General features: G+C 39.0%; 12 protein-coding genes. 10 read left to right on the top strand and 2 right to left on the bottom strand.

Annotated features, from left to right (window positions below):
- Together PLL47_RS15010 and PLL47_RS12425 are read right to left on the bottom strand one after the other, a co-directional pair.
- Positions 1-161: pentapeptide repeat-containing protein (locus PLL47_RS15010; protein ID WP_502883704.1), on the bottom strand; the 161-nt coding region annotated here is incomplete at its 3' end.
- A complete protein-coding gene (locus PLL47_RS12425) occupies positions 104-886 on the bottom strand; it encodes a helix-turn-helix transcriptional regulator (RefSeq protein WP_324446547.1) in 783 nt (260 codons plus the stop codon). The genes PLL47_RS12425 and PLL47_RS15010, both read right to left, overlap by 58 nt.
- Before the next feature lie 336 nt (positions 887-1,222).
- On the opposite strand from PLL47_RS12425, the gene PLL47_RS12420 reads away from it, so the two are divergent.
- The 10 genes from PLL47_RS12420 to PLL47_RS12375 form a co-directional block, all read left to right on the top strand.
- Entirely contained in the window at positions 1,223-1,948 is a 726-nt protein-coding gene (locus PLL47_RS12420) for a phosphoribosyltransferase (protein ID WP_324446537.1), read from the top strand.
- 338 nt (positions 1,949-2,286) lie between these two features.
- Positions 2,287-2,727 (top strand): Zn-ribbon domain-containing protein, encoded by a 441-nt coding sequence (locus PLL47_RS12415; protein WP_324446545.1) that lies wholly within the window; start codon positions 2,287-2,289, stop codon positions 2,725-2,727.
- 269 nt (positions 2,728-2,996) lie between these two features.
- Positions 2,997-3,710, top strand: coding sequence for a hypothetical protein (locus PLL47_RS12410; RefSeq protein ID WP_324446535.1), 714 nt, complete (start codon positions 2,997-2,999; stop codon positions 3,708-3,710).
- Positions 3,711-3,722: 12 nt separating this feature from the next.
- Positions 3,723-4,373, top strand: coding sequence for a hypothetical protein (locus PLL47_RS12405; protein WP_324446533.1), 651 nt, complete (start codon positions 3,723-3,725; stop codon positions 4,371-4,373).
- Positions 4,374-4,900: 527 nt separating this feature from the next.
- Complete coding sequence (locus tag PLL47_RS12400) at positions 4,901-5,593, top strand: ArsR/SmtB family transcription factor (protein WP_324446531.1); 693 nt, start codon at positions 4,901-4,903, stop codon at positions 5,591-5,593.
- The gene (locus PLL47_RS12395; protein WP_324446530.1) at positions 5,590-7,854 is read left to right on the top strand and encodes a CDC48 family AAA ATPase; all 2,265 of its coding nucleotides are present in this window, start codon (positions 5,590-5,592) and stop codon (positions 7,852-7,854) included. The genes PLL47_RS12400 and PLL47_RS12395 overlap by 4 nt, the downstream gene beginning before the upstream one ends.
- Before the next feature lie 136 nt (positions 7,855-7,990).
- Positions 7,991-8,515, top strand: a complete 525-nt coding sequence (gene hsp20 / locus PLL47_RS12390; RefSeq protein WP_324446528.1) for an archaeal heat shock protein Hsp20 — start codon at positions 7,991-7,993, stop codon at positions 8,513-8,515.
- Between the two features lie 33 nt (positions 8,516-8,548).
- A complete protein-coding gene (hsp20, locus tag PLL47_RS12385) occupies positions 8,549-9,046 on the top strand; it encodes an archaeal heat shock protein Hsp20 (RefSeq protein WP_324446526.1) in 498 nt (165 codons plus the stop codon).
- 1,108 nt (positions 9,047-10,154) lie between these two features.
- The gene (locus PLL47_RS12380) at positions 10,155-11,267 is read left to right on the top strand and encodes a DUF1646 family protein (protein ID WP_324446524.1); all 1,113 of its coding nucleotides are present in this window, start codon (positions 10,155-10,157) and stop codon (positions 11,265-11,267) included.
- A gap of 626 nt (positions 11,268-11,893) precedes the next feature.
- The coding region (locus PLL47_RS12375; protein ID WP_324446522.1) for a DUF1646 family protein at positions 11,894-12,867 on the top strand (974 nt) is incomplete at its 3' end.

Here is a 12,867-nt window from a genome sequence, read left to right as displayed (position 1 = left end):
CTTCTGAGATTACATCTTCTGAGATTACATCTTCTGAGATTACATCTTCTGAGATTACATCTTCTGAGATCAAACCCTGTTTCGAAAACTTTTCTGTCAGAATTTATCCCTTTATCTCCTGAGCCTGAACTTTGTAATGGAGAACAAGTTCTTCTGCCCATTTAAGTGAAGCAGGTTCAAAAGCTACGATACTCTCCTGGTCGTAGTCTCCTTTCCATGTAAGGAAATCAGCCATCATAAAAAGTTCAGTTTTTGTAAGCATAGCTATTTTCATTTCGTCAGCACAAACAAAAAGTTGCCTGTTTTTCCTGGCAAGATAAAGTTTCAGTTCTTCTTCAAAATCTTTTTTTAGTCTTTCGTAAATTCTTTTTGTTATAATGAGGGTAATTTCAATATTTTTATCTTCAGTTCTTAGAAATATCTCAGGGAGCGTCGGATGAAATATTGAAGATAAAGACATTATGTTTTTTGATTTTTCTATGTTTTTTAGAAATACATGGGAAGTTTCGAATATTTTATCGGGATCGGGTTTTACAAGAGAATATGGTTTCAGTTCGTTAAGTCTCTCAAGGAAGGCTGGAGACAAATCGCTTAGATCGCGCTCCTGCCAGAATTTGTTATGTTCTTCAATGACCTCAAGAGTGTCAAGCAGAGGTTTCATTTTTTCGACCAGGATTTCTGCCAGCGGAGTAAGCCTGTACTCTCTATCGTCCTGTATAACAAGAAACTCTTCCTTTAACTTTTTAATTTGTGGAAGCATTCCTGTTGGGGTGACATTAAGAATATCTACAATTTCCTCTATTGTCCTTCCTCCGTTTTTGAGAAGGAGTAAAAGATCCCTTCTTTTCTGGGACATAAAGAGCAGGTCTATCAACATTTTATCCATTGTTTTCACTTTCCAGACCCGAGCCTCCGTGGAAATATTATTTTTGACTTTTCCTGTTTTCTGGGCGCTTATGAGCCTGCTGTCTAAGGATGTATATAATTGCTTTGATTTAAAGACTTTTTGAAAATAATATTTTAACTTTATTAGAATATGTCAGCAAAGTTTTAGTTTCTTTACAAATTCAAGATTTTAATTTGCTTTAAAGTGTTTCTTTTTACCCCCTTTTCTAAATTATTTTTTAACAAGATAAGAAAACTTAAAGTCTATGTTCTAAATTATATAGTCTCAAAGGTGGAGCCTGAATATGAGCGCTCCTGAAACGTATAATTTCCTGACATGCACCGGCTTTCGGATCCGGGAGGGTTTTATATAGAGTCATTTAGATGTGTACTTACGAACTGGGATTATATTTACAACCTGTGTCGAAACATTTCAAGAGAAATCAAAGGTTCCGGATACGAACCGGACGTTATCATTGCACTTGCCAGAGGGGGATGGTTTGCAGGACGAGTGCTGTGTGATTTCCTGGGGTTAGATGATTTGTCCAGCCTTAAAGTTGAGCATTATATAGGTGATGCGGCTATTGACACTGGCGAACCGTATATAAGATACCCTCTCTCAGATAGTGTAATAGAAGGCAAAAGAGTGCTTATCGTAGATGATATTGTAGATACCGGGGAAAGCATGATCAGTGCTAAAGTTTATGTGGAGGGTCTAAACCCCAAAGAGGTGCGGACTGCTTCCTTACAGTATATGGGAAGCTCGAAAATCGATCCTGATTACGTGGGAGAGCGGCTTGAAGATTGGGCATGGATTGTATATCCATGGAACTTTATGGAAGATATGATAAGCATTCTGATAAAAAACATGAGAAAAGAACCTAAAAAGCTCTGGAGTCTTGAAGATCTTAAACATAGTCTTTACATTAATCATGCGCTTGACCCTGTAGTTTTCGAAATTACTCAACCTGGAAGGCTTCCAGAAGTTCTGGAAGAAATGGATCGAATCGGTAGAACTGCTTCTGATATTATTGACGGGAAAAAGTACTGGAAACTTTTATAATAAGTTTATTAATGTCTGTGTACTTAATGTGTACTTATAGTTGTCTTTGAGCAGGAAGTATTCTGGCAAGAGCAAAGAGCCCCCAGTTTAATCAAACCTTTCGTTAAAACTACTTAACTAAAAAAACTGTAAATACAAATATACATATTTATTAAAGGTATTTATTTAAGATATCATTTAAGCTATAAGAGATAGATGTCTATTTCGTAAAAAATAAATCCCGTACTTAATTCAGGTACCTGTTTAAGTTCTCAATTAAGATATATATCTAATTAAGATGCACTAGATGGGTATAAACTGCAGCATTTACGTTTGTATTATTGATTACCGGTGAACTCATGCCCCATAGATGTACCAGATGCGGAACCATTTTTGAAGATGGAGATTCTGTAATCCTCAGCGGCTGCCCGAGCTGCGGCTGGAATAAGTTCCTCTATGTGAAAAAAGATCCAGAAGGTTTGGAAAACCAGGGAAGGGCCGCTCTGGAAGAACAAAAGCTGGATCTTGAAGCCTCTCTGGATGAGGTTGTCAGAAATATTGACGAAGCTCTTGCATCCGAAGAAAAAGAAAGAGAATCGTCAGAAAATGAAAATAAAACTGAGGAAGAGAGGGTTGAATCTGTAAGGATTCTCGGTCCAGGCTCTTACGAACTTAACCTTGATTCTCTTTTAGAGCGGAAAGAACTGGTTATGGCAATAAGGGAAGAAGGTTCATATGCCCTCCATTTGCCCTCTGTTTTTAACCAGCAAAAGAAAAACAAAAAGAGAAATCATGAGTAAAGAAGCAAAGATCATTCCTTACTTTTTTCTTTTTGTGAGGCTTTCTGTTCTAAACTTTTCAACTTTTTAAATTTTTCTCTATTTTCTCGTTTTTAACTTCACTTTTTATAGTTATTTTTTACATATTTTATGTTAGCTTTTTTTTTTATTTACTTAATAGCGTTAATGTACGAAAGTCTGAAATAAAAGAAAAAAGTTATTCTAGTATATCTAAGATTTAAACATTAATTTGGAAGTCTGAATTTATTACTCCTCATTGGTGTATTTGAATGAAGTTAGATGGTACAATAACACTATTTGCAGTCTTCCTGGGGCTGGCTACTCTTTCAGGATATCTGGTTTTAGCTGATGATAATAAAGCTAAAACACCTGAAAATACTGGAAATCAGTTTGATAAAATTGCTTCTGATAGAGAGATGTTCAAGAATTTTTCAAAACATTCTGAAGAAAATATAGTTAAAAAAATTGAGATTCAAAATTTCTCTTTTGAATCTCAGGAATACTGGGATGGGTTTGAAACTGTTACAATAAACGTTGAAGAATTTGAGAATGCTGCTGCAAAAGGGAATGTAAGCCTCAGGTTGTTAGAAAAAAATTTTGAAATACAGATCACTGAGATTTCCAGGCTTAATGGGGGAAAATCGTATCGTTATTCGGGATATGTTAAAGGAATACCTCAGAGTAAGGCAACTTTCTATGTATGTGGTGAATTATTTAGCGGTTCCATAGAGTTTGAAGACCTGATGTACAATATTGCAGTTACCTCTGAAATAAAAGATAGGGAAACGGTATACGTTGTATTTGAGGTGGACTGGAAAAAAAATCGAGAGAGATTGAAGTACCTGTTAAATCCTATGGCATGTCTCACCTTCGGGCAGGAAACTAAGTATGATATTCTATTAGGCTCGGCTCCTCTGATAAACTGTATTTCAATCTATAATCCTTCAGAACATCCAGTATTGTCATGGACTGAATCTGCCTGAGGGGGGTAGTATATGCAAATAAACTCGAAAAGTACAATTACAGTTCTCATCGGAATGGCATTATTATTCTATGCTTTTCCTTTACTCTATGAGACTTTTAATTATTATCCTCCAATGAAAGAGGGTACACCTCATAGAAGGACTGTCCAGATATGGAACATTTTTACAAATCAAAGGGTAACTCTTGATGATGAAGTTCCTTCTATACCTGTAAATGAGGTGCCTGTATATCAGGGAAAATCTTCCTCAAACATCCTTAATGTTAGTTTTGCTTATTCCAATGAGTCTTATAACAGCAACCATAAGGGGGAAGTATATTTTCTTGTTGTGAATAATAAGATTGCTGAAAGCAGGTTAAATTTGACCGATAAGGCAGATCTAAAACCTGTAAAAATAACAAGTTTTCAAACAACAGAACCGAATGAATCAGGCAAATACATAATCCAGCAGATAAGAATCCGAAATTTCGTCACTCAGAAAGGTAATACTCCGATGTTCTCAATGGGAAGAATCAGGATCACTGATGTCGAATTTGTTTATTTCAATGGTTTTGACATCTATTCTTACAGGTATAAAGGTCAAACCACATATTACCCTGCTTGGAAAGTTACAGTTGAAACCTCAAATTACGGGAATGAAGTTTTGATGATTAAAGCGCTTTGATGAGCTAAGTAATGATTAAGTAATAACTGCATAATGAAATGTTGAAAAGTGCATTTCAATAACTTCTTTTTTCAATAATTTTTTTCACTATTATTTAAAACGATCTTGATATCGTTTTTCAGATTATTAGTATTTATTTTTCTATACCAATTACTGAACCTCACAGATTCTAAAGTAAGAGAACTTAAATTCTGAATTCGGGCAAATCTTCAAAAAGTTGATTCAGATGGTTGGATAGAAATGTTTATATATTATAGTTACTAACTAATGGTTACTAACTATCAATCTCATATTGTAGTTAGTACTCGGGTCAGGAATTTTTGAAATCCTGATATACGTATTCGTGAACTCTTCTTGCCTGAGATCTGGCAGAGTCAAGATAGCGATTCCAGTGGTCTTCGGGAAAGATATGAGCATTTAAAACTGTACAATATAAAGAACATAATAATTATTGCAAAATTATATAAAAACAGAATCATAAATTCATTGCCAATCTATAGATTTACAACGATTACCAGAGGGGAAAAATGGACCCAGCAAAATTACTTGACATCCTGGGGAATGAAAACCGCAGGAAGATAATTCAGCTTCTTGCAAACCGCCCCTGCTATGTCAGTGAAATTTCCGGCAGGCTGGGGGTGGGACCTAAGGCGGTTATCAGTCACCTGAGCCTTTTAGAACAGGCAGGGCTGATTGAGTGCAGTGTAGATGAGCAGAGGCGCAAATACTTCAATATTGCAAATAACATGCGTCTTGAGGTATCCGTGTCACCGTATGCATATACGATGGCTCTCCAGGACATTAATTTCGACAGGGAGAAAAAAAGGGAAAGTCCTGCCGTTGAAAAGAATGAGCCTGCTGCCAGAGACGAATCTTCCTGTTTCTTCCTGAAACTGAGCGACAGGCTCCGGGAACTTAGAAAAAGGCAGGAAGAGCTTGCACAAATGCAGAAACAGCTGCAGGTAGAATATACGGAACTGATGGACAGATGTCTGGACTCCATTGAAGAGATTGCCAGAAGTCCAGTACAATGTGAGCTCCTGTTCGAGCTTTTGAAAAATGAGGCTACAGCGGCAGTCCTCTGCTATAATCTGCGTCTGCATCCCAGCATTATCACGTCTAACCTTATGGATCTTGCAGAAAGGGGTTTTGTTGAATACACGATTAAAAATAGCCAGCAGTACTGGAAAATATGTGAGACCGGAGTTGATAATAAATGACTGAAGAAATCAGTTTGAGAGTAGCTGAGGCTTATCATAAAGATGTAGGCAGGGGAATTGCAAGAATCGACACCCATCTAATGCAGGAGATGGGGCTTGTAAGCGGGGATATAATTGAGATTTCGGGCAGGTCCAAAACCTATGCAATTGTCTGGCCAAACGTCGAGCGCGGGCAGGAGAACAGGATCAGAATAGACGGAAACCTGCGAAGCAATGCAAAAGTTGGAATTGATGACAGGGTTACCATCCAGAAGGTCCAGGCAAAACACGCACAGAGAGTTACACTTGCTCCATCCCAGCCTGTCAGGCTTGTGGGAGGTGCCCATTACATCCTTAGAATAATTGAAGGCAGACCTCTGAATAAAGGTCAGCAGATCAGGGTTGAAACTGTAAACAATCCTCTGACTTTCGTAGTAGCATCCACCAGACCTGCAGGGCCGGTTGTCGTTACCAAAGATACTGAAATTGTCATCAAAGAAAAGTCAATTGAGGAAATCAAGGCTCCAGAAGGCATCTCATACGAAGATATTGGAGGTCTCAGGCGGGAAATCCAGCTTGTCAGGGAAATGATTGAGCTGCCAATGAGGCATCCTGAGCTCTTCCAGAAACTGGGAATCGAGCCTCCAAAAGGGGTTCTGCTTCACGGGCCGCCTGGAACGGGCAAGACCATGATTGCAAAGGCAGTAGCAAGTGAAACTGATGCCAATTTTATCACAATTAGTGGGCCTGAAATCGTTTCCAAATATTACGGAGAAAGTGAGCAGAAACTAAGGGAGATCTTTGAAGAAGCTGAGAAGGACGCACCTTCCATTATCTTCATAGATGAAATCGATTCAATTGCTCCCAAACGCAGTGAAGTTACGGGAGAAATGGAAAGAAGGGTTGTTGCTCAGCTGCTTTCCCTGATGGACGGGCTCAAGTCCAGGGGTGAAGTGGTGGTCATAGCTGCCACAAACCGTCCTAACGCCATTGATGAGGCTCTCCGCCGCGGTGGAAGGTTTGACAGGGAAATCGAGATAGGAATACCTGACCGGAACGGCAGGAAGCAGATTCTCCTGATCCACACCAGAGGCATGCCTCTTGAAGATGAAGTTAGTCTTAGTGAGATTGCTGATGTAACCCACGGTTTTGTGGGGGCTGACCTGTCTTCTCTCTGTAAGGAAGCTGCAATGCATGCCCTCAGAAGGATCACTCCTGAAATCGATATTGAAGAGGAGATCCCGCAGGAAATCATTGACAATCTTGTGGTCACAAAAGAGGACTTCAGAGAAGCCCTTAAAAATATTGAACCTTCGGCCATGAGAGAAGTCTATATTGAAGTTCCGCACGTGGGCTGGGACGATATAGGCGGACTTGAGAAAGCAAAACAGGAACTTATCGAGTCTGTGGAATGGCCCCTCAAGTATCCTGAAATGTTCAAGGCTGTCAGTATAAAGCCTCCAAGAGGTGTCCTGCTCTTCGGGCCGCCCGGTACTGGGAAAACTTTGCTCGCAAAAGCCGTTGCAACCGAAAGCGAGGCTAACTTCATCAGCATTAAAGGTCCCGAACTCCTCAGCAAATATGTAGGCGAGTCCGAGCGTGCTATCAGGGAAACATTCCGAAAAGCAAAACAGGCTGCACCGACTGTAATCTTCTTTGATGAGATCGACTCAATTGCTCCTGAAAGGAGCTCTGCTTCCGATACTCACGTCTCTGAAAGAGTGGTAAGCCAGATCCTTACAGAGCTTGATGGGGTAGAGGAGCTCAAGGACGTGATCATAGTCGCTGCTACAAACAGGCCGGATATGGTAGACCCTGCTCTTCTGAGGCCGGGCCGCTTTGACAGGCTCATTTACATCAAGCCTCCTGGTAAAGAAGGTAGGGAGAAGATCTTTGAGATCCACACTAAAGGAAAACCCCTTGCAGAAGATGTAAAACTCTCTGAGCTTGCTGAAATGACCGAAGGGTATGTGGGTGCGGATATTGAAGGCATCTGCAGGGAGGCGGCAATGCTCGCCCTGAGGGAAATTGTTACCCCGGGTGTTGACCGGAAGAACATCCTGGAGAAGGCAGGAGATATTCGGCTTTCAAAAAGGCACTTTGAAAGGGCTATCCGCCGTGTAAAGCCCACAACTTCCAGGGAAACTCTGAGTGCCTATGAAAGGAGTGCCGAACTTTTTGCCAGATATGCAACAGAGTTTGAGGAAGAACCTTCTGAAGCAAAAGAGCAGGAAACGAAGAGCGAAAAGAAAGAAATCCCTGGTTTCCTTCAGGCTGAATGACGTTTTACCTGACAGGCCGGTAAGTTCCGGCTCTTTTAATTTTTGTCAAGCAGCCTCTTTAATTAACAACTCTATTAATTTGAGTAGTACTCACTTAAGAAACTCAAGACGCATAAGTTAATAATGGTGTGATTAGATGGACAGAGACAGGAGAAGAAGAAGTTTTTTCGATGAAATATTCGGGATTGATCCCCTGCAGGATATGGAAGAAATGTTCGAGCGCCTTAGCAGGGCTATGGGCATGAGCATGGACAACTTCGGGCAACACCCGTTTGTTTACGGTTTTTCCGTAACTCAGAGGCCAGGGGAAGAGCCTGAAATCAGGGAATTTGGAAATATCCCGATGTTTGAGCAGACAGAAACCGGAGAAAAGCGGTATCTTGACATAAGAAAACCCCTTATTGATGTGCTGGAAAGCGAGGAAGCGGTCCATGTGATCGCCGAGATGCCAGGCATCGAGAAAGAAAATATCCAACTGAACGCAACTGATTTAATACTTGACATCGAAACATTAGATGGGAATCCAAAATATTCCGAACGTGTTGAGCTGCCAGTAAAGGTAGATCCCCAGAGTGCAAAAGCTACTTATAAAAACGGTGTTCTGGAAGTTACCTTTAAAAGGCTGGAGTCCAGTTCTCGAACTTCAATCGATATAGAGTGATTTTCGGGAGCGTGAGGAAAATAAGAGGTAATAATGGTGGGCATAAGAAAAAGAAAGGATTTCTTTGAAGACTTTGGGTCTGAACTTTTTGACAACCTGGAAGAGATTATCGAAGCCCTCCTGGAAGAAATGGGAGAATCCGGCCCCTTCGTTTACGGATTTTCTATCATTCATCGCCCGGGGGAAGAGCCCGAACTCCGGGAATTCGGAAATGTTCCGGAACACTCTCAAAAAGAAGAGAACTTCTTTCCATCCGAAACAAAAGAGCCTTTAATTGATGTATTTGAAAATGAGGATACGGTGCATGTACTTGCAGAGTTCCCGGAGGTTGAAAAGGAAGATCTCCTTCTGCATGCCACCGCTCAGCACCTTGAAATTAAAGTCCTCGGACTTTCCGGATACTCGGAAGACGTGGATCTTCCTGTCCCTGTGGATCCGAAGAGTGCAAAAGCCAGCTATAAGAATGGAGTGCTTGAAGTTACTTTCAAACGCAGTGATGAAGATAAACCCGTTGAAATAAAAGTAAACTGATATAAATAACAAAGAATAATTTAAGGGTTTACAGGTAAGAAAAGTAATACCCAGAGTTGCAAATGGGGATATTCATTTGAAGCTCTGGAAAAATACAACTAATGCTTAATTAAAAACAGACAGAATCTAAAGATACCTGCAGAGTAAGCGTTATCTCTGTTGGCTCAAAAAATTAACTTTTTTATCAAATCTTACTTATTTTTCTTCATTTTTTACAATATTACTTATCTTATTTTTATATATCATTAAACCATTTAATTCCTAACAGATAATTTTTGATATGATTTCCATAGGTCATGAAAGTAATAGATGTAAATTCCTATTTTTCTGGATAAAACATTGAGTGTAACTAAAAAATATGTAGTTCACGATACTAAAATCTTAAAATAATACCTATAAAAACGATTTGATCCAATATAAAAAAAGATAAAAAGATGTATAATTTCTTGTTTTTGACACTCAACTCTTTTTTATTAATCTTCAAACTGGGGATTATTAAGTTAAGCCTTTTAATCTTGATAATAACAAAAACACAAACTATATACCTATCTTAGAGCTACAAGACCTCTATAGTCCCTATAGAAGAATGTGATTGATCAAGAGAAAGATCTCGGGATATTAATTCTGATTTGAGGAAATTTTAACATCGAAAATTCCCAGATCATGATTTGTCCTGCATCTTAATTCTTGATACTCATGGATTACATGGGTAGAGATAAATCCTGCCTGTAGAGAAACTCAACTTTATCGAATGGATAATAAAACTGGAGATTTGAAGTCCCTCCATTAAAAGTTTGAAAAGAAATTGGATATTTTTCTCAATGCATAAAGACTGAGTAGCTCTAAAGGAATACTGGAAAAAGTCTCTGAGACACAAGAATAAGGGACTTACAGCGTTCAACAGGACACAGATTCTCAGATATTTTGTAATCCGCATGTTTACAATTAACTATTGTACTTCATATCAACCAATAATTGTTGCAATGTTAATTCAGTCATTTCATCCCTCAATATTGATTGTCTTGCCCAGGGATTCAAATTCTACAGCTGTCAAGTGTGTAACTTTACTGTGAACGCTATAGACTAATAGTAAAGGAGGAAAAAAGTAATGGCTCTTGAACCAGGAATTTTAGCTGGGTTTCTTGTAATATTCCTGGCCGTATTGCTCGGCCCTTTCAAAATACATGTTATTGAGGAAAATCTGGAAGTTTTCCTGTTTATCTGTGGAGTAGCGGCAATGACTATTTCCGGTTTTACCGAAATACCGGGCACAGAAACCGGCTGGAGAATGGAAATTATAGAAGAAGCATTGACTGCGCCGCTGAATGCTGGAGAGATAGCTGGCATTCCAATAGGTATATTCCAGATCGTGCTGGTTGTTGGTTTGATTATCTACAAATGGCATGAGCCAATTCACAAAGCAATCAGGAAAATGGCTTCAGCACTTTCTCTTAAGATTATGGCTTTTATCCTTATTGCCGTTCTTGGTCTATTTTCCAGTGTACTTTCAGCTATTCTTTCTGCAATCATTCTCGTTGAGATGGTTAATGCACTACCTATTTCGCGAAAGTCCAAAATAGACCTTACAGTTATTGCCTGTTTCTCAATTGGACTTGGTGCTGCACTTACTCCCCTTGGAGAGCCTCTTTCAACAATTGCCATCTCAAAACTATCCGGTGAACCTTACAACGCTGGTTTCATGTTCTTATTTAATATGCTTGGCTTATACATCATTCCCGGAATCCTTGTGTACGGTATTATTGGAATGTTCTTCCTCGGCAAAGTTGATATGAAGGATTCTGGAATGAAAGCAGAGGAATATAATGAAACCTTGAAAGATGTTATAATGAGGGCTGTCAAAGTGTATGTATTTATCATGGCTCTGACATTCCTCGGAGATGGTTTCAAGCCTATCATATTCGAATATTTTACACAAATCCCCTCCACGGTACTTTACTGGGTTAACATGGTCTCAGCTATTCTGGATAACGCCACTCTGGCAGCTGCTGAGATAGGACCTGCGATGAGCGAACTGCAGATCAAGAGTATACTTATGGGGCTTTTAATTGCAGGCGGAATGCTGATCCCTGGAAATATTCCGAACATTATCTCTGCAGGCAAACTTGGTATTACCAGCAAGGAATGGGCAAGGCTCGGAGTACCTATGGGACTTGTCACGATGGGTATCTACTTCGTCATCATTTTTGTGCTTAAGATCTAAGCTCAAAATATACCTTTGGATTACATTTCAGTTCCAAAATCTGCCACGAATCTAAAACAAAAGCTGATTTTGGAACAAATTTTGATACATTACCTTTGAGTTCAAAAAAGATTACAAATTCACAATATTCTCTTCATAATTGCATGGAAAAGTAATTTCACAGATATGCTGAATTATGAAATTTAAAATTTAAACTCAAGAGACCACTTAATTCCATCAATCTAGACCACAAAATTGTTTCATATCTCTGAAATGAATTTTTCCATTCAGTAAGAAGAGAATATTATTTTTTGCAAGCTTCATTAGCAGTTTGCATGATGAAATAATTTTTAATGTTCTCATTTTGTACTAAATTGTATAGAATAGTTCAATCTCACGAAAAATATAGATTAAATTTTTTTTTAACTTCAAAAATACGCTTTACGTAAGGCTATAATTGAAAAAAGTAATCATTTTTAGAAAAATGTAATATTTCGATTATATATTAAACACTAATATATTGTAGCGGATTAAATAGAACACCTCTTATAACACTAAATCATTCTAGCCTCTAAAAGAGTTCAACAGTATATAAACTCTTAAAAAATTTTGTGGTCTAGGTTGATAATTATAGGAGGAAAAAAGTAATGGCTCTTGAACCAGGAATTTTAGCTGGGTTTCTTGTAATATTCCTGGCCGTATTGCTCGGCCCTTTCAAAATACATGTTATTGAGGAAAATCTGGAACCATTTTTGCTTGTTTGCGGAATAGCAGCAATGACTCTTTCAGGTTTTACCGAAATCCCGGGTACCGAGACCGGCTGGCGAATGGAGATCGTCGAAGAAGCATTGACTGCGCCTTTGCATGTTGGAGATATAGCTGGCATCCCAATAGGTATATTCCAGATAGTGCTTGTTGTCGGTTTGATTATCTATAAATGGCATTCTCCAATCCACAAAGCAATCAGAAAATTGACTGACATGCTTTCTGTTAAAGTTTTAGGTTTTCTTCTTATTGTTGTTCTTGGTCTGTTTTCCAGCGTGATGTCGGCTATTCTTGCATCAATTATTCTCGTTGAGGTAGTTAATGCAATGCCTCTCTCTCGAAAGTCCAAGATAGACCTTACAATCATTGCATGTTTCTCAATAGGACTTGGTGCTGCACTTACCCCTCTCGGAGAACCTCTTTCAACAATAGCAATCTCAAAATTAGCTGCTGAACCTTACCATGCTGATTTCATGTTTTTATTTAACATGCTGGGCAAGTACATTATTCCAGGCATCCTTGCATTTGGTGTCATTGGAATGTTCTTCCTTGGAAAAATTAGTCCAAAAGACCAGGGAATGGGCGCAGCCGAGTATAACGAGACAATGAAGGATGTCATTATGAGAGCTGTTAAAGTCTACGTGTTTATTGCAGCCCTCGTGTTGCTCGGAGACGGTTTCAAGCCTCTTATCCTTGAGTACTTCATAAAAATTCCTTCAGGTATTCTTTACTGGGTAAACATGGTCTCTGCCATTCTTGACAATGCTACCCTTGCAGCTGCTGAAATAGGTCCTGCTCTCAGTGAAATCCAGATAAAGAGCATCCTTATGGGATTATTAATTGCAGGTGGAATGCT

It is taken from the genome of Methanosarcina sp. (genome assembly GCF_035390745.1).
Lineage (GTDB): Archaea > Halobacteriota > Methanosarcinia > Methanosarcinales > Methanosarcinaceae > Methanosarcina.
Note: the sequence above shows the minus strand (reverse complement) of the source record. Positions and strands in the feature narration are given on the sequence as shown.

Coding starts and splice junctions, on each gene's coding strand:
- PLL47_RS12425 (WP_324446547.1), bottom strand. CDS start 886: ATGGATAAAATGTTGATAGACCTGCTCTTTATGTCCCAGAAAAGAAGG.
- PLL47_RS12420 (WP_324446537.1), top strand. CDS start 1,223: ATGCACCGGCTTTCGGATCCGGGAGGGTTTTATATAGAGTCATTTAGA.
- PLL47_RS12415 (WP_324446545.1), top strand. CDS start 2,287: ATGCCCCATAGATGTACCAGATGCGGAACCATTTTTGAAGATGGAGAT.
- PLL47_RS12410 (WP_324446535.1), top strand. CDS start 2,997: ATGAAGTTAGATGGTACAATAACACTATTTGCAGTCTTCCTGGGGCTG.
- PLL47_RS12405 (WP_324446533.1), top strand. CDS start 3,723: ATGCAAATAAACTCGAAAAGTACAATTACAGTTCTCATCGGAATGGCA.
- PLL47_RS12400 (WP_324446531.1), top strand. CDS start 4,901: ATGGACCCAGCAAAATTACTTGACATCCTGGGGAATGAAAACCGCAGG.
- PLL47_RS12395 (WP_324446530.1), top strand. CDS start 5,590: ATGACTGAAGAAATCAGTTTGAGAGTAGCTGAGGCTTATCATAAAGAT.
- hsp20 (WP_324446528.1), top strand. CDS start 7,991: ATGGACAGAGACAGGAGAAGAAGAAGTTTTTTCGATGAAATATTCGGG.
- hsp20 (WP_324446526.1), top strand. CDS start 8,549: ATGGTGGGCATAAGAAAAAGAAAGGATTTCTTTGAAGACTTTGGGTCT.
- PLL47_RS12380 (WP_324446524.1), top strand. CDS start 10,155: ATGGCTCTTGAACCAGGAATTTTAGCTGGGTTTCTTGTAATATTCCTG.